The sequence below is a fragment of the Paraburkholderia sp. IW21 genome, assembly GCF_041321145.1.
Taxonomy (GTDB): Bacteria; Pseudomonadota; Gammaproteobacteria; order Burkholderiales; family Burkholderiaceae; genus Paraburkholderia.
Map to the genome: position 1 here is coordinate 13,084 of NZ_JBGGWA010000005.1, position 26,029 is coordinate 39,112.

19 protein-coding genes and 1 pseudogene are annotated in these 26,029 nt (G+C 61.0%); 11 read left to right on the forward strand and 9 right to left on the reverse strand.

The window, feature by feature from the left end; genetic code table 11:
- Window positions 1–13: 13 nt before the first annotated feature.
- From ACAX43_RS13305 to ACAX43_RS13345, 9 genes are all read left to right on the forward strand, one after another.
- Window positions 14–1,168 (forward strand): CaiB/BaiF CoA transferase family protein, encoded by a 1,155-nt coding sequence (locus ACAX43_RS13305; protein ID WP_370708871.1) that lies wholly within the window; start codon window positions 14–16, stop codon window positions 1,166–1,168.
- A gap of 70 nt (window positions 1,169–1,238) precedes the next feature.
- A complete protein-coding gene (locus tag ACAX43_RS13310; protein WP_370708872.1) occupies window positions 1,239–2,447 on the forward strand; it encodes an acetyl-CoA C-acetyltransferase in 1,209 nt (402 codons plus the stop codon).
- 32 nt (window positions 2,448–2,479) lie between these two features.
- Window positions 2,480–4,624, forward strand: coding sequence for a 3-hydroxyacyl-CoA dehydrogenase NAD-binding domain-containing protein (locus tag ACAX43_RS13315; RefSeq protein WP_370708873.1), 2,145 nt, complete (start codon window positions 2,480–2,482; stop codon window positions 4,622–4,624).
- 31 nt (window positions 4,625–4,655) lie between these two features.
- Window positions 4,656–5,798, forward strand: a complete 1,143-nt coding sequence (locus ACAX43_RS13320) for an acyl-CoA dehydrogenase family protein (RefSeq protein WP_370708874.1) — start codon at window positions 4,656–4,658, stop codon at window positions 5,796–5,798.
- Between the two features lie 14 nt (window positions 5,799–5,812).
- Window positions 5,813–6,601, forward strand: coding sequence for an enoyl-CoA hydratase/isomerase family protein (locus tag ACAX43_RS13325; protein WP_370708875.1), 789 nt, complete (start codon window positions 5,813–5,815; stop codon window positions 6,599–6,601).
- Between the two features lie 80 nt (window positions 6,602–6,681).
- The gene (locus ACAX43_RS13330; RefSeq protein WP_370708876.1) at window positions 6,682–7,533 is read left to right on the forward strand and encodes a 3-hydroxybutyryl-CoA dehydrogenase; all 852 of its coding nucleotides are present in this window, start codon (window positions 6,682–6,684) and stop codon (window positions 7,531–7,533) included.
- Between the two features lie 207 nt (window positions 7,534–7,740).
- Window positions 7,741–9,396, forward strand: a complete 1,656-nt coding sequence (locus tag ACAX43_RS13335; RefSeq protein ID WP_370708877.1) for a flavin-containing monooxygenase — start codon at window positions 7,741–7,743, stop codon at window positions 9,394–9,396.
- A 156-nt stretch (window positions 9,397–9,552) separates the two neighbouring features.
- Window positions 9,553–11,160 (forward strand): hypothetical protein, encoded by a 1,608-nt coding sequence (locus tag ACAX43_RS13340; RefSeq protein WP_370708878.1) that lies wholly within the window; start codon window positions 9,553–9,555, stop codon window positions 11,158–11,160.
- Between the two features lie 299 nt (window positions 11,161–11,459).
- Window positions 11,460–12,512, forward strand: coding sequence for a porin (locus ACAX43_RS13345; RefSeq protein WP_171916295.1), 1,053 nt, complete (start codon window positions 11,460–11,462; stop codon window positions 12,510–12,512).
- A gap of 1,180 nt (window positions 12,513–13,692) precedes the next feature.
- Here the strand turns inward: ACAX43_RS13345 and ACAX43_RS13350 are convergent.
- On the reverse strand, window positions 13,693–14,790 hold the full coding sequence (locus ACAX43_RS13350; protein WP_370708879.1) for an MBL fold metallo-hydrolase: 1,098 nt from the start codon (window positions 14,788–14,790) through the stop codon (window positions 13,693–13,695).
- Between the two features lie 175 nt (window positions 14,791–14,965).
- Here ACAX43_RS13350 and ACAX43_RS13355 point away from each other — a divergent pair.
- A pseudogene (locus ACAX43_RS13355) lies at window positions 14,966–15,064 on the forward strand (IS6 family transposase); the annotation flags it as partial.
- 602 nt (window positions 15,065–15,666) lie between these two features.
- On the opposite strand, the gene ACAX43_RS13360 reads toward ACAX43_RS13355, so the two are convergent.
- The 5 genes from ACAX43_RS13360 to ACAX43_RS13380 form a co-directional block, all read right to left on the reverse strand.
- The gene (locus ACAX43_RS13360; protein WP_370708880.1) at window positions 15,667–16,611 is read right to left on the reverse strand and encodes an electron transfer flavoprotein subunit alpha/FixB family protein; all 945 of its coding nucleotides are present in this window, start codon (window positions 16,609–16,611) and stop codon (window positions 15,667–15,669) included.
- Window positions 16,612–16,624: 13 nt separating this feature from the next.
- Complete coding sequence (locus ACAX43_RS13365; RefSeq protein WP_370708881.1) at window positions 16,625–17,374, reverse strand: electron transfer flavoprotein subunit beta/FixA family protein; 750 nt, start codon at window positions 17,372–17,374, stop codon at window positions 16,625–16,627.
- 185 nt (window positions 17,375–17,559) lie between these two features.
- The gene (locus ACAX43_RS13370; protein WP_370708882.1) at window positions 17,560–18,672 is read right to left on the reverse strand and encodes an enoyl-CoA hydratase/isomerase family protein; all 1,113 of its coding nucleotides are present in this window, start codon (window positions 18,670–18,672) and stop codon (window positions 17,560–17,562) included.
- A 19-nt stretch (window positions 18,673–18,691) separates the two neighbouring features.
- The gene (locus ACAX43_RS13375; protein WP_370709321.1) at window positions 18,692–19,468 is read right to left on the reverse strand and encodes an enoyl-CoA hydratase; all 777 of its coding nucleotides are present in this window, start codon (window positions 19,466–19,468) and stop codon (window positions 18,692–18,694) included.
- 121 nt (window positions 19,469–19,589) lie between these two features.
- Window positions 19,590–20,726, reverse strand: a complete 1,137-nt coding sequence (locus ACAX43_RS13380) for an acyl-CoA dehydrogenase (protein WP_370708883.1) — start codon at window positions 20,724–20,726, stop codon at window positions 19,590–19,592.
- Window positions 20,727–20,934: 208 nt separating this feature from the next.
- Between ACAX43_RS13380 and ACAX43_RS13385 the strand changes: the two genes are divergently transcribed.
- A complete protein-coding gene (locus tag ACAX43_RS13385) occupies window positions 20,935–21,945 on the forward strand; it encodes an AraC family transcriptional regulator (protein WP_370708884.1) in 1,011 nt (336 codons plus the stop codon).
- Between the two features lie 125 nt (window positions 21,946–22,070).
- Here ACAX43_RS13385 and mmsB read toward each other — a convergent pair whose 3' ends face one another.
- The 3 genes from mmsB to ACAX43_RS13400 all read right to left on the reverse strand — a co-directional run bounded on the left by mmsB (window position 22,071) and on the right by ACAX43_RS13400 (window position 25,976).
- Window positions 22,071–22,967 carry a 3-hydroxyisobutyrate dehydrogenase gene (mmsB, locus tag ACAX43_RS13390; protein WP_370708885.1) on the reverse strand — a complete coding sequence of 299 codons (897 nt, stop codon included), beginning with the start codon at window positions 22,965–22,967 and terminating at the stop codon, window positions 22,071–22,073.
- Window positions 22,968–23,003: 36 nt separating this feature from the next.
- A complete protein-coding gene (locus ACAX43_RS13395) occupies window positions 23,004–24,530 on the reverse strand; it encodes a CoA-acylating methylmalonate-semialdehyde dehydrogenase (RefSeq protein ID WP_370708886.1) in 1,527 nt (508 codons plus the stop codon).
- A 129-nt stretch (window positions 24,531–24,659) separates the two neighbouring features.
- On the reverse strand, window positions 24,660–25,976 hold the full coding sequence (locus tag ACAX43_RS13400) for an MFS transporter (protein ID WP_370708887.1): 1,317 nt from the start codon (window positions 25,974–25,976) through the stop codon (window positions 24,660–24,662).
- Window positions 25,977–26,029: the final 53 nt, after the last annotated feature.

Here is a 26,029-nt window from a genome sequence, read left to right on the forward strand (position 1 = left end):
AGGAGAATATGAGATGGCCGGACCATTGGCTGGAGTGAAAGTCGTCGAGATGGTGGGCATCGGCCCCGGGCCCTTCTGCGCCATGATGCTGGCCGACATGGGCGCAGAGGTGATCCGGGTCGATCAGCCCCGTCGCGGGCCCCTGCCCGATCCGTACAGCGCGCTGAACACGCGCTTCGACGTGCAGGCCCGCAATCGCCGCTCGATAGCGGTGAATCTCAAGCGACCCGAAGGCGTCGCAACGGTGCTAAGCCTCATCGCACACGCGGATGCCCTGATTGAAGGTTTCCGCCCGGGCGTGATGGAACGCCTGGGTCTGGGCCCCGAGGCCTGCCTTGAACAGAACCCACGTCTTGTCTATGGCCGCATGACAGGCTGGGGACAGGACGGTCCGCTCGCCCAGGTCGCGGGCCACGATATCAATTACATCGCGCTCACCGGTGTCCTTGCGGCGCTCGGCGATCCGCGCTGCCCGCCCGCACCACCTCTGAACCTTGTAGGCGACCTGGGGGGTGGCGGCATGTTGCTCGCCTTCGGCCTTGTGTGCGCACTGCTGGAAGCACGGCGCTCAGGCAAAGGCCAAGTGGTCGATGCAGCGATGACAGACGGCAGTGCGTTGCTGATGAGCATGTTCTACGGTCTGCGAGCCGCAGGACAGTGGCAGGACCAGCGTGGGGTCAATCTGCTCGACGGCGGCGCACATTTTTATGGGACCTTCACCTGCGCGGACGGACGGCATGTCGCCATCGGCCCCCTCGAGCCACCGTTCTACACGCAACTGCTGGACTTGTGCGGCCTGAGCGATCCGGCGCTCCAGATGCAGATGGATCCGATCCAATGGCCGCAACTGCGCGCGACGCTGGCCGAGGTCTTCAGGACGCGTACGCGCGACGAGTGGTGCAGGCTGCTTGAGGGCACCGACGCCTGCTTTGCCCCGGTGCTCCAGATGGAGGAAGCCCCGCATCACCCCCACAACGTTGCGCGCAGGACGTTCATTGAAGTCGACGGCGTGATCCAGCCAGCGCCAGCACCGCGTTTCAGTCGCACGCCTTCATCCGCGCCCACCCGACCGCCCTCGGTGGGTGAGCACAGCCGTGAAATCCTGCGCGACTGGGGCTTCGGTGCCGATGCCGTCGATGCGCTCTTTAACAGCGGCTCGGTCTGCTAGCCCATCGCGCCCCGGCCGCCTTAACCGTCAAACCATCATCCAGAGCACCGAACCAGAGAGGTTCCTTCCCATGTCTTCACCATTCATCTACGACCATGTGCGCACGCCTCGCGGCCGCGGCAAACCCGACGGAGCACTGCATGAAGCGACCTCCGTCCATCTGGCAGCCACGGTGCTGTCTGCGCTGCGCGAGCGCAACGGCCTTGATACCCGCCAGGTCGAGGATATCGTCTTCGGCGTGGTGGCCCCGGTTGGGGAGCAGGGCCAATGCCTGCCACGCGTCGCGGCGCTACAGGCTGGCTATACGCAGGAGGCGGCGGGCGTGCAGATCAACCGGTTCTGCGGCTCGGGACTGGAAGCCTGCAACATGGCCGCGTCCAAGGTACATGCCGGCGCAGAAGGTTTCGTCATCGGCGGCGGCGCGGAATCGATGTCCCGCGTGCCCATGTTTTCCGACGGTGGCGCCTGGAGTGTCGATCCTGTCACCGCTTTTGCCTCCAACTTCATTCCCCAGGGGATCAGCGCAGATCTGCTCGCGACGATGTGGAATTACAGCCGCGACGACGTGGACGGTTTCGCCGTGCGCAGCCACCGGCTGGCTGCACAGGCGTGGGCCGAAGGACGCTTCGACCGCTCGGTCGTGCCGGTCAGAGGCGTCCTGAACGAGGTACTGCTGGCGAAAGACGAAACTGTGCGCCCCAATTGCACGCCTGCCGACCTCGCCGGGCTCAAGCCCTCCTTCGCCGAACTGGGGCGCAAGGGCGGCTTCGACGCATTGGCCATCCAGCGCTATCCCACCATCGAGACTATCCGCCACGTCCATCATGCCGGCAACTCGTCGGGCATCGTCGACGGCGCCTGCGCCGTGCTCATCGGCTCTGAAGCTGCGGGCCGCGCCGCTGGCCTGACGCCGCGCGCCCGCATCCGGTCCTTCGCCGAAATCGGCTCGGAGCCGACCATCATGCTCACCGCGCCTTCTTTCGCCGCCGAACGCGCGCTCAGGCGAGCAGGTATGTCCGCGTCCGACATCGACCTTTACGAAATCAACGAGGCCTTCGCCGCCGTCGCCCTGCGCTTCATCGATGCACTGGGTCTGGATGAAGGCAAAGTCAACGTCAACGGCGGCGCCATCGCGATGGGCCATCCGCTCGGCGCTACCGGCGCGATGATCCTCGGTACCGCACTGGACGAACTGGAGCGCACCGGCAAGGGCACGGCCCTGGTCACGCTGTGCATCGGCGCCGGCATGGGCGTGGCAACCATCATTGAGCGCATCTGACGCGCGCGACACAACACAGGAATCCTCTGACCATGGTCAACACCCATACCGAAGGCCCGATCGGCCATCTCGTCATCGACGTCCCCGGGCGTTCGATGAACGTCCTCGACCCCGAACTGGCACACGCGCTCGATCAGGCACTGACGAGGCTGGTTGACGACGAAGCCGTGCAGGGCATTGTCATCAGTTCCGGCAAGGCCAGCTTCGTCGCTGGCGCCGACCTCGCGCGCATGAGCGACTTCGTCAAACCCGGCGTCGGCCAGGCGGACGCGTTGGGCCTGATCGGCCTCTACAACCGGCTGCTGCGCCGCATCGAGACGTGCGGCAAACCGGTGGTCGCCGCGGCCAGCGGCACAGCGCTGGGCGGAGGCCTGGAGCTGATGCTGTGTACCCACTACCGCATCGCCACGGACGATCCCAAGGCCCGCTTCGGCCTGCCAGAGGTGGGATTGGGCCTGCTGCCCGGCGCTGGCGGCACTCAACGCCTGCCTCGCCTGATCGGTATTGCCGCCAGCCTTCCACTATTGACCCAAGGCACCTCACTGGATGCCAACACGGCGCTCAAGCTCGGCATCCTGAACGAGGTCGTGCCGGCTGGCGAGCTCATGCAGGCAGCCAGCCGCGCGCTGCTCGAAGGCCGCGTCAAGGCCATCGCGCCCTGGGACGAAAAAGGTTTCAGGCTGCCCGGCGGCGATGCATACAGCCGCGTGAACAGCGATGCGTTAATCGCCGCGAATGCGTCGGTGCACGCCGCCACGAAAGGCAACTATCCGGCTCCCCAGGCCATTCTGCGGGCCGTCTACGAAGGCACCAGACTGCCGATCGACAAGGGCCTCAAACTGGAACAGCAACTGTTCGTGACCCTCGTCCAGGGCCCGGTGGCACAGAACATGGTCCGCACCCTGTTCTTCGCGAAGCAGGCCGCCGACAAGCTGTCCCGCCGTCCCGCCGGCATCGCCAAGCAGTCCGTGCGTCGCCTTGGCATCGTGGGTGCCGGCTTCATGGGCGCGGGCATCGCCCAGGTTTCAGCCGCGGCCGGCATCGACGTCGTCCTGCTTGACCGCGACCTCGCAACCGCCGGGCGCGGCCGCGACAGCATTGCCAAAGCCCTGCAGGCCGACGTGGACAAGGGCCGGGTTCGCGAAGCCGTGCGCGATCAGATCCTCAGCCGCATCGAGGTAGCGGCGGACCATTCCGCTTTCGGGAACTGTGATCTGGTCATCGAAGCGGTGCTCGAGGACTTCGGAGTCAAGGCATCGGTCACCCGTGCCACTGAAGCGGCATTGCCTGCGCACGCCATCTTCGCGAGCAATACGTCCGCGCTGCCTATCAGCGAACTGGCCAACGCCAGCGTGCGTCCGCAGAACTTCATTGGCCTGCATTTCTTCTCGCCCGTCAGCCGCATGACTCTGGTGGAGGTCATCGTCGGCTCGGCCACATCTGACGAGACACTCGCCCGCTCGCTGGATTACATCCAGCAGATTCACAAGACGCCGATCGTTGTGCGCGATGGATACGGCTTCTATACGACCCGCTGCGTTGAAGCGTACATCCGCGAAGGTGTACGTCTGCTCGCCGACGGAGTAAGCCCGGTCGTGATTGAGAACGCCGGCACGGCACTGGGCATGCCGGTGGGTCCGCTGACGCTGGCCGACGAAGTCGGCATCGATGTACTGCACCACATTGTCAGTCTGTTTCGCGACCGCGAGCACGGTCGCTGGGCCGACGACAAGCACGGCGCTGGCAACGTGATCCTCGGCCGGCTCAAACTGGCGGGGCGCTTCGGTCGCAAGGCCGGGCGCGGCTTCTTCGCCTACCCGGCCGGCGAGCCCAGGCATCTCGACCTGGGCGACCTGGATCTACCCGTGGCAACAGAACAGCCAGAATTCGGCGAGGTCAAGGAGCGGTTGCTCTATGCCCAGGTGCTCGAAGCTGCGCGCTGCTGGGCTGATGGTGTAATCGACGATGCCCGGGAGGCCGACCTTGGCGCCTATCTGGGCTGGGCCTTTCCTTCATGGCTTGGCGGCCCGCTGGCCTTCATCGACACCGTCGGCATTGCTACCTTCGTGCAGCGCAGCGACGAACTGGTGGTCCGCTACGGCCCGCGCTTCGAGGTACCCGTACGCCTGCGCGAGGCGGCGGCCGGGGGCCAGCGCTTCCATGCGTTAGTCGCCTGATGTCCGGAACCCTCATCGAGATCAGACAGCCATGAAACGCACATGTTTCGACGCCGAGATGGAACAGTTCCGCGACTCGGCCCGCAAGTTTTTTGCCGGGGAGATCGCGCCTCACCGGGAACGCTGGCGCGAGGCCAGCCTGGTGGACCGCGAAGCATTCCGCAAGGCCGGCGAGATGGGCTATCTGTGCATGTGGATCGACGAGAGCCACGACGGCCTCGGCCTGAAGGACCTGCGCTATGAGCAGATCCTGATCGAGGAGAACATCTTTCACGGCGACCGGGGCTTCTTCTTCTGGCTGCATAGCCGCCTGGTCGCGCCGTATCTGGAGCACTTCGGCACTGAGGAGCAGAAACAGCGCTATTTCCCCGGCATCCGCAGCGGCGAGCAGATACTCGCCATCGCGATGACGGAGCCGGACGCGGGTTCCGACCTCGCCGGGATGAAGACGCGGGCCGAGGAAGCGGGTGACTACTGGGTACTCAACGGCTCGAAAACCTATATCTCCAACGGCCTGAACGCCGACGTCGTCCTGGTGGCGGCCCGCACGCATCCCACCAAGGCGCACGGACTGACGCTCTTTCTCGTGGAGCGCGGCATGGAGGGTTTTGAGCGCGGCCGCAACCTGAAAAAGATGGGCCTCAAGTCGCAGGACACGGCCGAACTCTTCTTCCACGATGTAAAGATTCCGAAGAGCCATGTGCTCGGCCAGGTCCACGCGGGCTTCCAACATCTGATGTGTGGCCTGGCGGAAGAGCGGCTGCTCGCCGCGATCTTCAACGTCGCGTCGGCGCGCCTTGCGATGCAGCTCACCTGCGATTTCGTGCGTCAACGCCAGGTGTTTGGCAAGCCGTTGAGCAGCTTCCAGAACACGCGCTTCAAGCTTGCGGCACTCGACACGGAAATCGAAGTGGCGCAAAGCTGGGTCGACCGGCTCGTGGCCGAACACAACGCGGGGCAGCTCGACGCAGTGGATGCCGCTCGCGCCAAACTCTTCACCAGCGAGGTCAACGGCCGCACGGTCGACGAGGGCGTGCAGCAGCACGGCGGGGCGGGCTATATGGACGAATACGAGATTTGCCGCCTCTATCAGGATGAGCGGATTCACCGCATCCTCGCCGGCACCTCCGAAATCATGAAAGAGATCGTCGCCCGCTCCATTCTCGACATCTGAAGAAAGGATCAATTGTGAGTCTAGTGCAACTAAACTTCGACGCCACAACCGGCATCGCCCGCCTCGCCTTCGACCGGCCGGAGGTGCTCAATGCGCTCGATGTGCCGCTCGCGCGCGCGTTGAACGAACGGGTGCAGGGTCTTGCACAGCAGGCCGGGGTGCGCTGTGTCGTACTCAGCGGCAACGGCCGCGCCTTCATGGCGGGGGGCGACCTCGCGCGCTTCGCCGATGATTTCGATCACGCCGACGTCGTCGTCGACGAACTGCTCGATGCCCTCCATCCGGCCATCCTGACGTTGCGCCAACTTGACGCGCCGGTACTGGCCTCGGTACACGGCGCGGTGGCCGGCGCGGGCCTGTCGCTGATGGCAGGTTGCGACCTGGTCCTGGCGGCCCAGGGCACGCGCTTCGTGATGGCCTATGACCGTGTCGGCGCTTCGCCCGATTGTGGTGGCACTTACGATCTGCCCCGGCTGCTAGGCGGGCGCCGGGCAGCACAATTCTATCTGTTCGGGGAAACCTTGAGTTCCGAAGAGGCCCTCGCCATTGGTCTCGTCAACCAGGTCGTTGCCGCCGACGCGCTGGCCGCCATGACGCACGAGTGGGCGACGCGAATCGCGGCCGGTCCTACCCGCGCCTACGGTAACTACCGCCGGCTGGTGCAACAGACCTGGGCCTCCTCACTGACCGATCAGCTCGAACGGGAACGTGCGTCCTTCAAGGCCGCCACCAGGACCAGAGACTTCCGCGCTGGCGTACAGGGCTTTCTTCGCAAGCACAGTGTCAGCTTCAACGGACAATGACATGACGCACGCCAACCGGCACCGTCACGCTGTCGCGGAGTGCTTCCAGCGACACCACCATTCAATCATCTGAGGCAAGCATGAGTATCCAGAAAGTAGGCGTCATCGGCGCGGGAACCATGGGCAATGGCATCGCACAGGTTTGTGCTGTCGCCGGACTGCAGGTGGCGATGATCGACATTTCCGAAGCCGCCGTCACGCACGGTCGTGCAACCATCGAAAGCAGCCTGGAACGTCTGGTCCGCAAGGACAAGCTGTCCGTCGCGGACCAGGCCGCGGCACTCGCCCGGGTAAGCGGTAGCACCGACCACGCGGCCCTGAAGGGTGCTGGCCTGATCATCGAAGCGGCCACGGAGAACCCCGAGATCAAACTGCGCATCCTGAGGCAAATCGAGGAAGCAGCGGACGATGGTGCGATCATCGCCACCAATACCTCATCGATCTCGATCACGCTGCTCGCGGCCGTGCTGAAGCAGCCTGCGCGCTTCATCGGCATGCATTTCTTTAATCCGGTGCCCGTGATGGCGCTCCTCGAGGTCATCCGCGGATTGCAGACATCGGACGAAACGCACGTGAAGACGCTGGCTTTCGCGCAGACGATCGGCAAAACCGCGATCACCGCCAGAAACAGTCCGGGCTTCGCTGTGAACCGCATCCTGGTTCCGATGATCAACGAGGCCATCTTCACGCTGCAGGAGGGATTGGCCACGGCCGACGACATCGACGCCGGCATGAGACTTGGCTGCAATCACCCTATCGGACCTCTGGCGCTGGCCGACCTCATCGGTCTGGATACCCTGCTCGCGGTCATGCAGGTGTTCTACGAAGGGTTCAATGATCCGAAGTACCGTCCTGCCCCACTGCTGCGCGAAATGGTTGCCGCAGGCCGCATCGGTCGCAAGAGTGGCCGGGGGTTCTACAGCTATGCGTGACGGGCGCCGCTAACAGCACGAACACTTCGTGAGATGGGCCAGATGGAAGACGATATATGAAGTTTGCGTAGAAGTCACCGCAGGATCCTTCTGGTCCGGACCTTGTCCCTTACAGGCTCAGCAAGTGGCAACAGTCGTCAGATGAAGGCCGTAAACATGTCGTACAAATAGTAGTCCTGTCCAATCCATGGAAATGAAGGAGACGAAATGACAACGAAGGGCAACGGTAAGAATCCTGCCAAAGCAGTCGATTTTGAAGCAATTATTGTCGGCGCGGGCTTCGGCGGTATTCGGGCACTGCATGAAATGCGCAAACTCGGACTGTCGGTCCGGCTTTTCGAAGCGGGTTCGGATGTCGGTGGCACGTGGTACTGGAACCGCTATCCCGGTGCGCGCACCGACTCCGAGTCGTGGTCGTACTGTTTCTATTTTTCGCGGGAGTTGATGGAGGAATGGGACTGGCCTGAGCGCATGCCAAGCTGGGAACATGTACAGAACTATATGCGCTATACGGTCGATCGCTTCGATATGCGCAAGGATATGCAGTTCGGCACGCGCATCCGTTCAGCGCATTACAACGAAGAGGAAAACCACTGGACCGTTACGACGGAACAGGGCGAAAGCTATACCTGCACCTATTTTATCAGCGCCATCGGCTGGTTCGAGGTGCCTACGAAGCCGGAATTCAAGGGACTGGACAGCTTTGCCGGTCAATGGTACCTGTCCTGCCGGTGGCCAGAGAAGCCGGTGGACTTTACCGGCAAGCGCGTCGGCATTGTCGGGGCCGGCTCAACTGCGGTACAGATATTCACGACCGTTGCCAAGACCGCGAAACATGTGTCCCTGTTCCAGCGGACACCCAACTATGTGATGCCATCACGGAACTATCCGCTGGACGATGCCGACCGGCAATCGATCAAACGCGACTACGATGCCATTGTTGCCCAGATCCGTAAGCAGGTCTTTGCATTTCCAATGGAGGACTCCACCCTCAGATACGATGACGTGACTGATGAGCAGCGTCAGGCTATCCTCGATGCCGGCTGGGAAGCTGGTGGATTCCGCTTTCTTTTTGAAACGTTTTGCGACATCTTCGTCGACGAGCGCTCGAATGCCGCAGCCTCCGAATTCGTTCGCAACAAGATCCGTGCAATCGTCAAGGACCCCGTCGTCGCCGAAAAGCTCTGCCCCAAATATCCGATCGCGCTAAAGCGGCCGCCGACGTGCAACTTCTATTACGAGACCTTCAATCGGCCAAACGTTTCGCTGGTCGACATCAGCGAGTCGCCGATAGAGGAGATTGTTCCCGGCGGCATCCGGGTCGGCTCCGAGTACCACGAGCTGGACATCATTATCTTTGCCATGGGCTTCGATGCGGTGACAGGACCGCTGAGCAATCTTGATGTTCGCGGACGGGGCGGAGAGACGATCAAGCACAAATGGCAGGCCGGTCCGCGCACGAGCCTCGGCATCGGCATTGACGGCTTTCCGAATCTGTTCATCGTCACCGGCCCCCAGGCACCATTTGCCAATGTACCGCCGATCGTCGAGGGCGCGGTGACATGGATCGGCCAAGCAATCACCCACATGCGCGAGAAGGGCTATGACCGTATGGAAGCCAGCCCTGAAGCGGTTGAATCCTGGGCGCAACTGATGCAGACAATGGTGAACGCTACGCTGTTGCGTCACGCAGGCTCGCAGCGCTCCTGGTACATGGGCGCCAACATCCCTGGCAAGCCCCAAACAGTGCTCTTCTACTTTGGAGGCGCAGAAGCGTACTTCAACGATATCGAGCGCGTAGCGGCTAACGGCTTCGAAGGTTTCAATTTATCCCGTATCGGGGAAACCGTCGAGCCTGCGTGAGTATCCCCACGTCAACATAAACTTGCCGATCGCCCAACCACCCATCGTCGTTAGCGCGCCAGAACGCAACCCGATGGGAGCGAAACCGTGCAACAGCAAAGACATCCTTGATCCCCAAGGATCAGGGAGACATTACACGCCTTACAGGAGGTCGTCTTGAATCCAAGCCGTTACGCGTCACACAACACCGATGTAGCCAAGGGGTGGGCCTACGATGAGATTGTTCCCCCGAGCCTTCTGTACGGTGCCAATGGCATGCGCTTTGGCCCGGATGGCAAACTCTATGTCGCGCAGTGCTTCGGCAGTCAGATCAGCGCGATCGATACACGTAATGGCGTGGCCACAACAGTCACGCCGGTCGGTAGCGATATCGTCGCGCCTGATGACCTCGCCTTCGACTCGCAGGGCAATCTGTTCGCCACGGAAGTCATGACAGATCGCGTGAGCATGCGATCCGCCGATGGCACCGTGCGCGTGCTCAATGATGGTCTGCCGACCGCCAACGGCATCACGGTTCACGGCGATCGGATCTTCGTTGATGAATTCCGTGTCGGCGGTCGGGTACTCGAACTCTACACAGATGGTCGCTCGCCTCGCGTAATCGCGGAGAACCTCACGCTACCGAACGCACTGTCGATGGGCCCCGACGGGAAGCTCTATTTTCCGCTTGTTGCCACCGGCGAGATCTGGCGTGTCGCGGTCGAGAATGGTTCTCCAGAATGCGTAGCAAGCGGCCTGTCGACTCCCACCGCAGTGAAATTCGATCTGCAGAACGGGGGGCTGGTCGTAACTGAAGCAGGTTCAGGCGAGATCACCTGGATTGACGTCGTCAGCGGCATGCGCAAAACGCTCGCAAAGTTGCGACCGGGCACTGACAATCTTGTCTTCGATGGAGACGGCCGTCTGTTCGTCTCGCATTTCACTGATGGCGGCATCACCGAAATCGGTGCGGACGGCAATGTCCAAACCCTGGTCGCTCCCGGTCTCGTCGGACCATTCGGGATCGCGGTCGACAGGAATGGATCAGTCCACATCGCCGACGGCATGACTCTGGCAGTTGTCGATACTTCCGGACAGTTGCAGCAGCCTGCAAACCTCCTGAATCATGGCTTTCCCGGCTACATTCGCGGCATCGCTGTGACCGACGACGGCACGGTTTTCGTGACCAATAGCGCGGGCGGGCTTGCGCGTTATCGTGCGGGCGAGGAAGCCACGTTCCTGCTATCCGACCTCGACCAGCCCATGGGTCTCGCCGTGCTCCCGAATGGAGCTATCCGAATGTGCGAGGCGGGCCGTGGACGCGTCATCGAGCACGCACCGGATGGAAGCACGCGCGCGCTCGCGACCGGCTTGCGTTTTCCGACTGGCATCGCCTGCACGGCGGATGGCCGCAGTTTCGTCTCTGAGGGTGCCGGCGGCCGGGTGGTCGAACTGCTCCACGGCGATGTTGCGACGGTACTGGATGGGCTTGTTGAACCACACGGACTGGCCATCGCAGACGCTGCATTGAACGTCCTCGATCGGGGTGCCAAGACGCTATACGCTGTCTCGCTCGAGGACGGCTCCGCGCAACGACTTGCAAGTTCCTTGCCGGTTGGCCCCGCTCCGAACATCGTCCCGCGACAGCTTCCTGGTATCGAGAACCTGATGCCGGGGCCCTTGCACGCGTTTGCAGGACTCGCTGCCGACAGGACTGGAGCGATCTACATCTCATGCGATGGTGACGGCAGCGTTCGCCGTCTGCGCCGTGATGCGGCGGTGTAGCCAAACGATTTGGTTGTGGTCACTGGCGTCTGGAAATCAGGCCACCTGTGGCGTTTATCCGAACGAGCCGAAATCCTGGTACGGGCTTTCCGGAAAGACGCCTAGCCGAAAATGATGCTGTACTGACCGGAAAGAAGGTTCTTCGGCGACAGGAGGGTCGCCGTTGATTGCTAACAGGTGAAGGTGGTTTCGTCGCAGCACGAGGATCGCCACGCACATATCGGCTCATGGTCCAGAATTATTCTATTTAGCAATACTAAATTAATAGTAATAAATATTCGATTTAAGGAGACGATTCAATGAAACTGTCGCAGCTTCTTGCTCTATCTGCCGTATTAGGTGTTATTGCCAACGACGTTCATGCGCAAAGTAGCGTCACCATATACGGCATTCTCGATACCGGGATCCTGTACCAGTCGCGAACCGCTAACGACGCAGGTAAGGGATTCGCCGCGCTCGACGCAGGTGGTTGGCCAACTTTATGGGGCATGACTGGCGCTGAAGATCTGGGCGCAGGATATAAAGCTGTTTTCAAGCTCGAAAGCGGCTTCTCCACCGTGAACGGAGGATTAGGAAATTCAAACGGAAATTTTTGGGGGCGCAATGCTTACGTCGGGGTCGAGACGCCATACGGTACCTTGCACGCGGGATTGGAAATATCCAGCTTCTTCAATGCCGTTGCCCTTAACGACCCGGTAGGATCTTCATTCTTCGCAAGTGCGGTGACCACTGAGATCGATACGTTGGGCCTCGCCGGCGCGATCGTAAGTAACGGCCTCAGTTACACGTCACCCACTATTGCAGGTCTGCAGATCCGGATCGACCGCGGATTCGGAAACGTTGCGGGCGATTTCAGGGCAGGCAGCCATACGGGCGCTTCGGCGAACTACGACAACGGGCCGTTCAGTGCCACCGCCGCATACTTTACGGAGAACGATCCGGCAAGCGGTGCTTCGACATATCGCGGCGTTACGGCGAATGCAGGCTATGCGGTAGGTCCCGTGACGGCCAGATTGTCGTTCAGCAAGTTTCGCAACATGTCGACAGATGCTCCGTTGACTAACGTGAACGTGTATGGGGCAGGGGCGGAATGGCTTGTAACCCCCGCTGTGGCGCTGACCGCGATCGCCTATGCCTCGCAGGACACCAATGTCCGGGCAAACAAGTCCATGCTGTATCGGGTGGGAGCACAGTATTTCCTGTCGAAACGCACAACCCTATACGGGCAGGTCGGCGTAGTCCATAACGACGCGGACATGAACACGTCCCTGGCGCTGAACGCCCCGACTACCTTCGCGCCGCCGAGAGGAACGACTGTGGGCGTGAACGTTGGCATCAGGCATATGTTCTAACGATGCGGCGAATTCGTCCTGGAAGGCAAAGGGATCTGTACCAGACAGCTCACCAGGACGTCTGCAAGAACAAATTTACACACTTACGGCAAACCGCACCGATCACTGGAGCGATGTTCACATCGACAATCAGAAAGACCTGTCGATGCGTACCGTTATGCAACAACCCGCCACCGCATGGAGGTGTGGCCGGTTGCGCCATGACTGGCGGGCCAATTTTCTACCGGACGTATGGCCGGAACCCTCCCTTGACGACCCGACATAGGACCGAGAGTACGAAATGGACAACCAAGGCAGAACCCTGCGTGACCTGGTTGAAAAGTGGTTGAGACCTGGTCCGGCTATGCCAGCCCGGGTAGTGCGGACAATTCGCGGTGGCAGGACGACGGCGCGCTATACCTGCGTCGAAATCAGGTGCGGGCGTCTGTCCGTGCTCTTCTTCCGGCACAAAGGCGGCATCTGGAACGTGTGTCCTCCCCGCACCGAGCGACCGTCGATGGCTCCGGAACAGTGCGCGGAATAACGTATCCGATCTGCACGGTTTTCGTTAGATGCAAGAACCCACAGCTTTGCTCTCCATGGTTCGTCATCGCATGCAGGTCGGCACACCTGACATCGTGGATCGGCCCGATATCACGAGAGCCGCCAGCGCAAAGATCAGGCGGCAACCCACCAACACCGCACGATCGCGACGTCTATATTCGATGTGCAGGAGCGAGTTATGTTCAAACCAACCCGTGTGAGGAAGAAAGTCGGAAATGCCTCGTTCAAAGCGGAGTTTCATGCGGGCACCGGTCGGCTCCGGATCTTTGCTGACGGGGTGGTCTCACACGACCTCTCTCCGCCGCATTCCTGGTTCGTGGTAGCCTCTTGCTCGGGCGACAGTCACTGGGGGACCCAGCCGGATAAGGTCGACCTATTGCACGTCCTGAACCATTTCGTCGGGCAATGGCCCGCTTCATAGCACGGAAACAGGAACGGCCGCAACAGCGCATCGCCGGCGATGCCCGATCGCCCGCCAAGCGCGATGTCCAGGCGGGGGCCGACACCCACCTGATGCGACGCGGGCGCTGCTTCGGGATCAATGTGCACCGACGATTTCAGTCTGCCGTACTGCGTGCCGCACTGGCAATGCCGGTTTGAACCGGAAGTTCTCGTGGCAAACCAGCCCACCAGGACATCAGCTGCCAACCGCTTCACTCCGCGCCCCGCAAAGGCTATACCAGCGCACTCCACCGGCATCAACGTCCACCGAAATGTCTCCTCGATATAGCAGGTAATTCAGGCAAGCCTGGCTTTCGCCAGTCGCGAGACCCAACAATTGCGCATCACTTCCAGTGACCGGTCGTCGAAACAGCGCCGGAAATACGTCCACCACACGGCGAGGCTCCTTGGCCAGCGCTATTTTCAGACGCTCCAAAGCCGCCTCCTGTCCCGCAGCGAGGCTTGCCAGGCGCGCATGCAAGCCGTGAAAGCATTCGTTGTGTCCTGGCAATACGAGCACATCGTCCGGTACGTTACTGGCAATCTTTTTCAGCGACGTCAACCAGTCGCTCATAGGATCAGCATCCGGCTCCATCGGATGAACAGAGACATTCGAAGAAATGCGTGGTAACACCTGGTCGCCCGAAATGAGCAGCTTCAGTTCCGGCGACCACAGACACGCGTGTTCGGGCGAGTGGCCATTACCCACCACCACGACCCAGTCGTGTTGCCCAATGCGCACCACTTCCTTGTCGCGCAACCGGCGATAGCTGTCTGGCAACGCATAGGTGCCCTTCCCGAAGTTGCCGAAGCGTGCACGATAACCCTCGATTGCCGTGTCATCCCATCCCGCACCGAGCAGGAACCTGATCGCGTCAGGTGGAGCTTCGCGGCCATTGTCCGCGACCAGCACCCTGCAGTGCAGGTACTCGAGACGCGTCATCCATAGCCGGCAGTTAAATCTGCGCGTAAGCCATCCTGCCATGCCAATGTGATCCGGATGCATGTGCGTCACGATGACGCGGGTGACCGGGCGGCCCCCTAAAGCCCCTTCGAATAAATCCTCCCAGACTTCTGCCGTGCCCGCATTGCGCAAACCTGTATCGACGACCGTCCAGCCCGCGCCATCCGCAATCGCCCACAAATTGATGTGATCAAGCGCCAAAGGCATCGGCATCCGGATCCATAGCACGCCCGGCGCTACTTCCAGCGTCTGCCCAGGTGCTGGCGGCCCCGCGAAGGGATAGGTCAGCTCAGCGACGGTGCCGGACGCGGTGTGTTGTGCTTCTGCCATGACTAAACTCCTTTTCAGCTTTCCAAGGATAAGGCGACCTGTCCATTTCCGGAGCGATTTCCATCCGCTATGGCCGGACACGCATTTCCGGCGGGGTCGTGAATACTCTTTTCGGGGTTTTGTTGCAAGAAGGCCATGAGCTATGACGTGCGGCACCATGTGAACGACTGAAAGCCTGACGAAGACGCTCAATGCGGCGGTGGCCCGAGTGCGCAAACGCCTGCATCATTACCCGCTCGATGTGAGCCTGACGCGCACACGCTCGCATGTAGCCCGCGCAGACCCCGACGACCCCAATTAAGGCATCCAGTTCTTCACATCAAGTATTTGCTCACCGCATGGCGCAGCGATGCCTGATGCGAGGTCTCGTCAGCGGGAAGAGCATCAGGCCTGATCGAAAGCGGCCGAGGTGAGCGAACGCTCTTGCGAGCGCTGCGCCAACCACACATGCCCTCGCGGGAGCCAGAATACCGGACAGCCCGGACGACGACTATTGCCAGTAGTACCAAAGCACGCGCAGTGTTCCTTGAGCGTCCGGCACAACTGTTGTTGCTGGTCCGGCAGTACCCGGTACCACGTATTGCAATATTGCTCGTCGATCGACTGAAACACCCGCGGAAAGCGGTTTTCGCCGTCAGTTATCGCGCTCGGCGCTCATCACTTCTCGTGAGAAGGCGACCTACCATCGCACGCACAGCGGCATCACATCAACAGATAGTGAAGGCGCTTCAGCCCTCAGGCGGACACCCGCGGCAAACACCTTTCGCGGTGTTCAGGTCCTCTTCATCGGCAGCTAAAGCATCCTGACCAGTCCCGACTACAACTTCTCCCGCCTTAACGCGACAGAACCGTAACTGGTCCGTCGCGGGCGGATGTTCAATCCAGGTGAGCTAGTTGACTGGCAAGTTCCGGCACGACCGTGAACAGATCGCCCACCAGACCATAATCGGCGACGCTGAAGATCGGCGCTTCCGGGTCCTTGTTGATCGCCACGATGACCTTCGAATCCTTCATCCCGGCCAGATGCTGGATCGCACCCGAGATGCCGACCGCCACGTACAGTTGCGGCGCGACGATCTTGCCGGTCTGGCCGACCTGATAGTCGTTCGGCACGAAGCCCGCATCGACCGCTGCGCGCGATGCGCCCAGCGCTGCGTTCAGCTTGTCGGCCAGCGGCTCGAGAACTTTGGTGTAGTTCTCGCCGTTGCCGAGACCCCGGCCGCCCGAGACGATGATCTTCGCCGAGGTCAGTTCCGGACGATCCAGCTTCGTCACTTCACGGCTCACGAATTGCGAGAGGCCGGTATCCGCTGCCGCTTCGATCTTCTCGACCGGAGCGCCGCCACCTTCTGCTGCAACCGGGTCGAAGCCGGTCGTACGGACCGTGATGACCTTGATCGGGTCAGCCGATTGGACCGTCGCGATTGCGTTACCCGCGTAGATCGGACGCTCGAACGTGTCGGCGCTGTCCACGGCGGTGATGTCGCTGATCTGTGCGACATCCAGCTTCGCGGCGATACGCGGGGCGATGTTCTTGCCGTAGGCCGTCGCTGGCGCGAAGATGTGCGAGTAGTCCTTCGCGATGTTCAGCACTGTCGCTTCGACGTTTTCTGCGAGGCCTGCTTCGAGCTGCGGGGCGTCGGCCAGTAGCACCTTGCTAACGCCTGCAATCTTCGCTGCTGCATCGGCTGCGGCCTGCGCGTTATGACCTGCGACCAGCACGTGGATATCGCCACCAACCTTCTGCGCGGCGGCAATCGTGTTCAGCGTCGCGGCCTTGATCGACGCGTTGTCGTGTTCAGCAATTACCAGATTCGTCATTTCGTCCGTCTCCTTACAGCACCTTGGCTTCGGTCTTCAGCTTCTCGACCAGCGTCTTCACATCCGGCACCTTCACGCCGGCGCTGCGCTTCGGCGGCTCCACCACCTTCAGCGTCTTCAGACGCGGTGCCACATCGACACCGAGGTCCTCGGGCTTGAGCGTCTCCAGCGGCTTTTTCTTCGCCTTCATGATGTTCGGCAGCGTCACGTAGCGCGGCTCATTGAGGCGCAGGTCGGTGGTGATCACCGCCGGCAGCGTCAGCGACAGCGTTTCGGCGCCGCCATCCACTTCACGCGACACTGCCGCCTTGCCGTCCGCAACCACCACTTTCGAGGCAAACGTCGCCTGCGGCAGGTTCGCCAGCGCGGCGAGCATCTGGCCGGTCTGGTTCGAGTCGTCGTCGATGGCCTGCTTGCCGAGAATGACGAGCGAAGGCTGTTCCTTATCGACCAGCGCCTTCAGCAGTTTGGCCACCGCCAGCGGCTGCAGCTCTTCGTTCGACTCTATCAGGATCGCGCGGTCCGCGCCAATCGCCAGCGCCGTGCGCAGCGTTTCCTGCGCCTGCGTCACACCGGCCGACACCGCGATGACTTCTGTCGCGACACCCGCCTCCTTCAGGCGCACCGCTTCTTCCATCGCAATTTCGTCGAACGGGTTCATCGACATCTTTACATTCACGATGTCGACGCCCGTGCCGTCCGACTTCACACGGGCTTTCACGTTGTAATCGACCACTCTCTTCACTGGCACCAGAATCTTCATTCGAGAATATCTTCCAAATGTTTAACGAAATTGTCCGCGCGGACCACCAAATCGCGAAACCGGGAAACGCGTCTGTCCCCGACACATATCCGATGGTTCCGCTTCTTCTGCCTTCTGACCAGGAGTGCTCCACGCAGCCGAAACCGCCGTGATAAGTAGGCGAGCGAATCGCGCATTCAGCCGGTCTAGGCGAGATCCCGCAGTGGATGCTCCTCGCGACTCCACGGGGAATCAAAAAATCTGCTGACCATTGGCTGCGTGACTTCGTCAAGAGTTGCAGCACGCCATCGCGGCCTCTTGTCCTTGTCGATGAGTAGTGCACGAATTCCCTCGATGACATCTCCGTCATCGAACGCCCGATAGACCATCCCCAGTTCCATGCGAAAGCAATCGGCAAGTTCCGCCTGCCGGCCCCGCAACAGTTGTTCTATGGTTACACACATCATCAGCGGTGAACGCTGGCGCAAGATCTCCGCGGTGGTACTCGCCCATTCGACGTAACGCGGATCACGTTCCTCATCCAGCGAGTCGATAACCTCGCCGACGCTCCGCGCCGGATCGAAATGACGCTGGATGGCTGGCATCAGCCCCTCAAGTGAAGGCCGACCGGAATCGGCGCGGTGCCCTGTCCGTATCGCACTGCGCAGATCTGCCAACGGTTCCTGGGTCCATGTGATAGCGGATAGCAGGCCGTCGAGATCATACAGGCGCTCGCCCTCCGCGAACGTATCCGCCAGACCCGCGAACAATGCGTCCGCGGCATTCAACGTCACGCCGGTTATCCCCAGATACAGGCCAAGTTCGAACGGCATTTTCGCCAGAAAGTAACTCGCACCGACGTCGGGAAAAAGCCCGATCGCTGTTTCGGGCATCGCAATCTGGCTGCGCGAGGTCACGACTCGCAGAGCCGCACCCTGGGCGATGCCCATTCCACCGCCCATCACCAGGCCATCCATCACCGCGACACAGGGTTTGGGATACTGATGAAGCATGTAGTCTAGGAGGTACTCGTCGACGAAAAAGTCCCGATATAACGGGGTGCGGTCGTGATAGCTCTGATACAGCGCCCGGATGTCCCCACCCGCACAAAAGGCCCTATCCCCAGCACCACGAATGACCACCGCGCGGATCGCTGGATCGTTCTTCCATTGTGAAAGACGCTCGGTCAAGCCCAATACCATCGCGTGGGTGAGGGCATTGTGAGCATTGGGGCGCCTTAGCGTGACAACGCCCACGTGATTGATTTCCTGAATCACTAGTTCTTGCGCCGCTGTTTCCGGCTGCGGGTCGACGTTCATGTTGTTCCTCACTGGCGCATCAGGCGTTGCGCCACTTAGGCGCACGCTTTTCAAGGAACGCACGGACGCCCTCCTGCTGATCGGCTCCGTCGAACAGATCAACAAACCGTTCGCGCTCGAGTGCCAGAGCGGCCGCCCGGGGGACACCGTTGCGTGCGTGATGGATCAATCCCTTGCTGAACGTCACAGCCTGCGGACTCAGCGTGATAACGCGCTGCGCCATTGCGACAGCCGCATCGCGCGCAGCACCCCGGCCGACGACCTCTTCCACCAGACCGATGCGAAGCGCCGTCGCCGCGTCGACCCGTTCGCCCGTCAGAATCATCCGCTTGGCCCATCCCTCCCCTACCAGCCAGGGCAGCGTCTGGGTCCCGCATCCACACGGCAGCAGACCGACTGCAGTTTCGGGCAACGCCAGTTGCGACTGGTCCTCGGCAATGCGGATGTCGCACGCAAGTGCACATTCAAGCCCGCCACCCATTGCATAACCATTGATTGCGGCAATCACGACCGGACTTGCGTTCTGCAGCGCCTCGAAGGCTGCGCCGAAACGCTGGGCCGCCACCCGCGCGACGTCGTGATTCCCGTCGGCGAAGGCATTGAGATCAGCCCCGGCACTGAAAAACTTCGGGCCGTCCCCTGTGACGACAACGGCGCGCACCCGTTCGTCTTCATCCAGCGACTCTATCGCGCGTTGCAGCTGGCTCAATCCCTCGGGCGTAAACGCGTTAGCAGGGGGACGCCTGAGCGTGAGTACGGCGACCGTGCCGTCGTTCAAATGGTCCACACCGATCATTTCAGCACTCATTGGAACTCCTCCTGTCGACCTGGTAGTGACGTACGGCACGAAATGAATTTCACGCCGGCTGTTTGTTGAGTGGCAAATCACCCGCATGGCGCACGGCATTCATGCGACGTCAATCGAGCTGCCTTGCGATGACCATGCGTTGTACTTCGCTGGTGCCTTCGTAGATCTGCGTAATCCGGGCGTCCCGGTAATGCCGTTCGACAGGATAGTCTTCAAGATACCCATATCCGCCATGGATCTCGATCGCCCGCGAGCAAACCTCCTCGGCAACTTCCGATGCATATAGTTTGGCCTGGGACGCTTCCGACAGACAGGGTAGCCCGGCGCTGCGCAGACGCGCCGCATGATGAACGAGCAGGCGTGCGGCGTTTAGACGGGTGATCATGTCAGCCAGCATGTTGCCCACAGACTGGTGTTCCCGTATCGGTTTTCCGAACTGAATCCGCTGCGCTGCATAAGAGCGTGCGGCGTCAAACGCCGCACGCGCGATACCAATCGCCTGGGCTGCAATGCCGATCCGGCCGCCCTCGAGATTCGACAACGCGATCTTCAACCCTTCTCCACGACGACCAAGCACGCTGCTCTCAGGCACGGTGCAGTCTTCCAGCGTGACTGGGCACGTATCCGATGCGCGTATCCCCAATTTTTTCTCTGGCTTGCCGACCTTGAAACCTGGCGTGTGGGTCGGCACGATAAACGCGGAAATACCGCGCTTGCCAGCGTCCAGATCCGTGACCGCAAACACAATGGCCACTGCGGCCCGCCTACCATTGGTCACGAACTGTTTGCTCCCATTGAGGACCCACATTCCGTCGCGCAACACCGCACGGGTGCGCAGATTGTGCGCCTCCGAGCCGGCTTGAGGCTCCGTCAGACAAAACGCACCGATCGCGCGCCCACTGGCGAGATCCCCCAGATAGAGTGACTTCTGCTCGTGGGTTCCAAAGTTCAGGATAGGGCCGCATCCGACGGAATTGTGCACGCTCATCATCGTTGCGCACGACGCACAACCGGCCGCGATTTCTTCCATTGCAAGCGCATAGGCAACGTAATCCGTGTAGGTACCACCCCACTCTGCTGGAACAATCATCCCCATCAGGCCCAGCTCACCGAGCTGCGAAACGATGTTTTGTGGGATGTCGCCATCACGATCCCACTTCGCCGCGTGCGGCGCCAGGCATCGGGTAGCGAAGTCGCGGGCCGCGTCGCGGATCATTCGCTGCTCGTCAGTGAAGAAGTCTGGCATCTGTTATCAGCAAGAATTAAAGGGTGGGAAAGCCGCGCCTAACAGTGGCAGACGCTCGGCGAATCACGCACCTGTTTCCGTCAGAGAGGAACATCATTCGCTATTGCGAGTATGTGAACTGGAGCGGAAAATGACCATGTCCGAACCATTCAAAGTGATTGGATGAATTTGCCATATTGGATAGAATCGCTCGTCGGGTATAAGGGAAATGCAATTGGCCGCGCCGAAAGGTACCATCGCTATCTGCTTCGTGGAGAAGGCGCTTCAGCCAGTGCGTGAGCGAGGCCTCGACATTGATGCTCTTCTTGCCGCCGCAGGCGTTCCGGCGCGTCTGCTCGCACTACCTCAAACCCGCGTATCAGCAGCAAGCTACAGCACGCTTTGGCGCCAGATCAACCATGCGCTCGACGATGAATTTTTCGGCCAGGATTCGCGCCGCATGAAGGTCGGCAGTTTTGCGATGCTGTGTCATATCGTGATTCATTGCCAGACACTCGGGCACGCGCTGCGCCGGGCTTTGCGATACTTTGACCTCTTGCTTGACGATCTGAGCTGCACGTTGAGCGTTGAGCGCGCGGACGCGCGGGTAACGCTGCATGTTCGCGCAGGCACACCCGTGCGGATATTCGCGCACGGAACGTTGCTCGTCATGTTGCACGGACTGATGTGCTGGCTCGTCGGACGGCGCATCCGAATCCGCGTCGCGCATTTTGCTTATCCGGAACCCGCCTACAGTACGGAATACCACCTGATGTATTCGCCCGTGCTTGAATTCTGCTGTCCCTGCACCGATATTGTTTTCGACGGGTCATATCTTGATCTACCAGTTATCCAGACAGAACAAACTCTCAAGAGCTTTCTGCGCACGGCTCCCGAAAACGTGGTCCTGAAGTACAAGAACCAGCATGGACTGGCAGCAAGAATCCGGGAGAAACTGAAGACCCAACCGCTCGACAGGTGGCCAACGTTTGACGGATTGGCAACCGGGTTAGGTTTGGGCGCTTCCACCCTTCGCCGGCGACTGAAGGACGAAGGGCAGACCTATCAGATCATCAAGGATGAATTGCGTAGAGACATGGCTATCAGTTTTCTCTGCGATACGGAGAAGAACGTCGACGAGATCGCAATTGAGCTTGGATTCGCTGAACCGAGTGCGTTCCATCGCGCGTTCAGAAGATGGACCGGCGCCCGTCCCGGCGCCTATCGACTCAGAAGTTAATGACAACCCGCCCGGCAACAACAACCCGGTTCCGCCAAATTGAGTCGGTGCTCTCGCGGACTGGGAGAAGCATCGAAAATGCAGCTGCGCCGTTGATAGCAGCACCGCTGCACCCTGAACCTGGTTTAGCGGGGTTTTTCTTCAAAGCTGTACAACTTGATCACCGCGGAAAAATCCAGCCGTCCCGCGCCCCTCGTGCTCATGGTTTGATAAAGCTGCTGGGCAAGCGTACCGAGATAGACGGGTTGTCGCGCGGTTTTCGCGGCGTCGGCGGCAAGGCCCAGGTCCTTGAGCATCAGATCTGTACCAAAGCCACCGGTATAGCCGCGCGACGACGGTGCCGTTTCGATCACACCCGGGAACGGGTTATAGGTATCTGAACTCCAGCAACGGCCGGTGGAAGTGTTGATGATCCCGCCCAGCACCTTCGGATCGATGCCGAGCGCGGCACCCAACGACATCGCTTCGGCAACGCCCGCCATCGTGACACCCAGCACGAGGTTATTGCAGATCTTTGCGACCTGCCCCGTGCCGGTATCACCGCAATGGACGATGTTCTTGCCCATGGCCGACAGCACCGGCTTGACCTGCTCGTACACCGCCGCGCTGCCACCCACCATGAACGTCAGCGTGCCCGCTGCTGCGCCGCCCGTGCCCCCCGAAACGGGCGCATCGACGAACGCGTTGCCGTGCTGCGCGGCAAGTTCAGCGAAGGCCTTTACGCTCGCTGGGTCGATCGTGCTCGAATCGATGATCGTCACGCCCCTGGCGATACCGGCGAGCACCCCGTCGTTGGCGGTCAGTACGTTGCGCACATGAGCCGCCGCAGGCAACATCGTGATCACGCATTCGACGTCCGTCACGGCCGCCTTCGGCGAACCCGCCGCTTTCGCGCCTGCCTCGACCAGCGCCTGCACGGCCTGCGCGTTCAGGTCGAATACGTTCACAACATGGCCGGCCCTCAGCAGATTGTGCGCCATCGGCGCACCCATATTGCCAAGTCCGACAAAGCCGATTTTCATGGTTGCGTCTCCACTTCGTTTTCAAAGGCCCATCGCTCAACGCAAGCTGATCGTGGTGTTGACGCCGTCGTTGACCGTCACGTCGTCGAACCAGCGGGCCGTGACCGTTTTGGTCTGCGTGTAGAACTGTACGACCTGCTTGCCATACGGGCCGAGATCACCCAGCTTCGAGCCGCGCGAACCGGTGAAGCTGAAGAACGGCACCGGTACCGGAATGGGAATATTGATGCCCACCTGGCCCACGTCGATCTCGCTCTGGAATTTGCGCGCTGCGGCGCCGCTTTGCGTGAACAGGCCCACACCGTTGCCGAACGGGTTGCGGTTGACGAGCGCAATCGCGTCATCGAGCGTCGGCACGCTCAGCACCAGCAGCACCGGTCCGAAAATTTCGGTGCGGTAGATTTCCATTTCGGTCGTGACGTCGGTGAAGATCGTCGGGCCGATAAAGTTGCCGTCCTCGTAACCCGGTACCTTGATATCGCGCCCGTCAAGCGCGAGCATTGCGCCCTCTTTCACACCGGCATCGATCAGGCCGAGAACACGCTGCTTCGCCGCGCGCGAGACGACCGGGCCGATATCCGTGCCCGGTTCGTTGCCGGCGTTGACCTTGAGCGTCTTCGCCTTCTCGACCAGATCCGGCAACCACTGTTGCGACGCGCCCACCAGCACGACCACCGAAGTCGCCATGCAGCGCTGGCCCGCTGCGCCGAACCCGGCACCTGCGAGCGCATTGAGCGTCTGCTCGCGGTTGGCATCCGGCAGCACCACTGCATGGTTCTTCGCGCCCATCATCGATTGCACGCGCTTACCGTGTTCACTGCCGAGGCGATACACATGCGTGCCCACCGCCGTCGAGCCGACGAACGAGATCGCTTTCACGAGCTCGTGCGTGCAGAGCGCCTCGACCACTTCCTTGCCGCCATGCACGACGTTCAGCACACCCTTCGGTACGCCCGCTTCAAGTGCGAGTTCGACCAGCTGCATCGTCGACAGCGGGTCCTGCTCGGACGGCTTCAGCACAAAGGTATTGCCGCAGACGATGGCCATCGGAAACATCCACAGCGGAATCATCGCCGGAAAGTTGAATGGCGTGATGCCGACGCACACGCCGATCGGCTGGCGCAGCGTATACGTATCAACACCGCCTGCGACGTTCTCCGCAAACTCACCCTGCTGTAGCGTGCCGATCGAGGCTGCGTGTTCGACCACTTCGAGACCGCGGAAAATGTCGCCTTCCGCATCGGGAATCGTCTTGCCCTGCTCGGCGGAGAGCGTCTTCGCGATATGCGGCATGTGTTCCCGAACCAGCGCCTGGTACTTCAGCATGATGCGCATGCGCGCGCCGATCGGCGTGTTCCTCCAGGTAGCGAAGGCGGCGTGCGCAGAGCGGATGGCGGCATCGACCTCGTCGATTGTCGCAAACGGCACCAGTGCCAGCACTTTCTGGGTCGCCGGATTGACGATATCGCGCCACTCGGTCGTCTTCGATTCGACGAACTCGCCGTCAATCAGCAGCCTCGCCGTGCCAATATTCCCACTGGATTCCCGGGTCACAGCATTCATAAGTCACTCTCTTCGTTTGATTGAAACAGATCCGGACGAACGCCGGAAAACAGGAAGACAGACGGCGAACCCGTCACACGTTGCAGTCTGCTCACGGCAACGCTTAAATCGTTCAACGCGAAAGACCGGTCACTGCTCGTCACGCACACGCATCAACAGCGTGCAGAACAGCGCGAGGATACCGAGCGCGACCATATAGGCCACCACGTAATGCGGATTGCCGCTGCCGAGCGCGAGCAACGCGGTCGCAATCATCGGCGCGACGCCGCCGCCGAGCACCCCGGCAATCTGTACGGATAACGAAATTCCGCTATAACGGATCTCGGCAGGGAACTGGGAGGCGAACAACTGCGACTCCGGCGCGTAGAGAATCGGGAACACAACGCCCACCCCGAGCACCATTGCCCACCACACAGTCGCCGGATGACGCGTGCCGAGCATCGCGAAGAACGGAGCCGCAAACATGCACATGATGACAAGGCCGATCAGGAAGAGCCGCTTCTGCCCGATCCGATCGCTCAGATAACCGCAAAACGGCATCGTGAACAGCGACAGCACGGCACCTGCAGTAATCGCATGCAGGATGGCGGTCTTAGGAATCTTCAACTGATTGGCTGCGTAGGCCAGCGCGAATGCGACGACCAGGTAGAACCAGGTGTTTTCGGCGGTCCGCGCGCCGAGAATAATCAAAAGCTCGCGCGGATGGCGCCGCATGGCAGCGAGAATCGGGGCCTTCACGGGCTGGCCGAGTGCCTTCACGCGTTCGAAGTCCGGCGATTCCGGCACGCGCACCCGGATCACCCAGCCGATGATCACCAGCAGGATGCTGGCGAGAAACGGCACACGCCACCCCCAGGCCAGCAGATCGGCTTCCGGCAACGCGGTCACGGCGGCCATCGCCAGTGAGGACAGGATCAGCCCGAAGCCCACACCGGTTTGCGGCAGGCTGCCGAAGAATCCCTTGCGCCCAGGCGGCGCGTGCTCCACCGCCATCAGCACCGCGCCACCCCATTCGCCGCCGACCGCCATGCCCTGTAGGAAACGCATCGCCACGAGCAGGCCCGCGGCCCAGTAGCCAATGCTCTGATAGGACGGAATCAGGCCGATCACCATGCTGGGAATGCCCATCAGCAGCAGCGTGACCAGCAGCATCGACTTGCGGCCGATCCGGTCGCCGAAGTGACCGAATATGATGCCGCCCATGGGGCGTCCGATAAATCCCACGCCGTAGGTCGCAAACGCAGCCATCGTGCCGAGAATCGGATCGAGCGTCGGAAAGAAAATCTTGTTGAACACGAGCGCAGCGGCCGTGCCATACAGGAAGAAGTCATACCACTCGATCGTGGTGCCGGCCATGCTCGCCCACCCCGCGAGCAGGTGGTCTCTGGCGCGCTTTGGAACAGATGCGGCAATGGCTGCCCCGTCGGGGGTCGATTGCATTTCCATCCGGTTGTCTCCGTATATTTTTCTTCGACGGCCGTCATGCAGGTGGCACGGCG

Coding starts and splice junctions, on each gene's coding strand:
- ACAX43_RS13305 (WP_370708871.1), top strand. CDS start 14: ATGGCCGGACCATTGGCTGGAGTGAAAGTCGTCGAGATGGTGGGCATC.
- ACAX43_RS13310 (WP_370708872.1), top strand. CDS start 1,239: ATGTCTTCACCATTCATCTACGACCATGTGCGCACGCCTCGCGGCCGC.
- ACAX43_RS13315 (WP_370708873.1), top strand. CDS start 2,480: ATGGTCAACACCCATACCGAAGGCCCGATCGGCCATCTCGTCATCGAC.
- ACAX43_RS13320 (WP_370708874.1), top strand. CDS start 4,656: ATGAAACGCACATGTTTCGACGCCGAGATGGAACAGTTCCGCGACTCG.
- ACAX43_RS13330 (WP_370708876.1), top strand. CDS start 6,682: ATGAGTATCCAGAAAGTAGGCGTCATCGGCGCGGGAACCATGGGCAAT.
- ACAX43_RS13335 (WP_370708877.1), top strand. CDS start 7,741: ATGACAACGAAGGGCAACGGTAAGAATCCTGCCAAAGCAGTCGATTTT.
- ACAX43_RS13345 (WP_171916295.1), top strand. CDS start 11,460: ATGAAACTGTCGCAGCTTCTTGCTCTATCTGCCGTATTAGGTGTTATT.
- ACAX43_RS13350 (WP_370708879.1), bottom strand. CDS start 14,790: ATGGCAGAAGCACAACACACCGCGTCCGGCACCGTCGCTGAGCTGACC.
- ACAX43_RS13360 (WP_370708880.1), bottom strand. CDS start 16,611: ATGACGAATCTGGTAATTGCTGAACACGACAACGCGTCGATCAAGGCC.
- ACAX43_RS13365 (WP_370708881.1), bottom strand. CDS start 17,374: ATGAAGATTCTGGTGCCAGTGAAGAGAGTGGTCGATTACAACGTGAAA.
- ACAX43_RS13370 (WP_370708882.1), bottom strand. CDS start 18,672: ATGAACGTCGACCCGCAGCCGGAAACAGCGGCGCAAGAACTAGTGATT.
- ACAX43_RS13375 (WP_370709321.1), bottom strand. CDS start 19,468: ATGATCGGTGTGGACCATTTGAACGACGGCACGGTCGCCGTACTCACG.
- ACAX43_RS13380 (WP_370708883.1), bottom strand. CDS start 20,726: ATGCCAGACTTCTTCACTGACGAGCAGCGAATGATCCGCGACGCGGCC.
- ACAX43_RS13385 (WP_370708884.1), top strand. CDS start 20,935: ATGCAATTGGCCGCGCCGAAAGGTACCATCGCTATCTGCTTCGTGGAG.
- mmsB (WP_370708885.1), bottom strand. CDS start 22,967: ATGAAAATCGGCTTTGTCGGACTTGGCAATATGGGTGCGCCGATGGCG.
- ACAX43_RS13395 (WP_370708886.1), bottom strand. CDS start 24,530: ATGAATGCTGTGACCCGGGAATCCAGTGGGAATATTGGCACGGCGAGG.
- ACAX43_RS13400 (WP_370708887.1), bottom strand. CDS start 25,976: ATGGAAATGCAATCGACCCCCGACGGGGCAGCCATTGCCGCATCTGTT.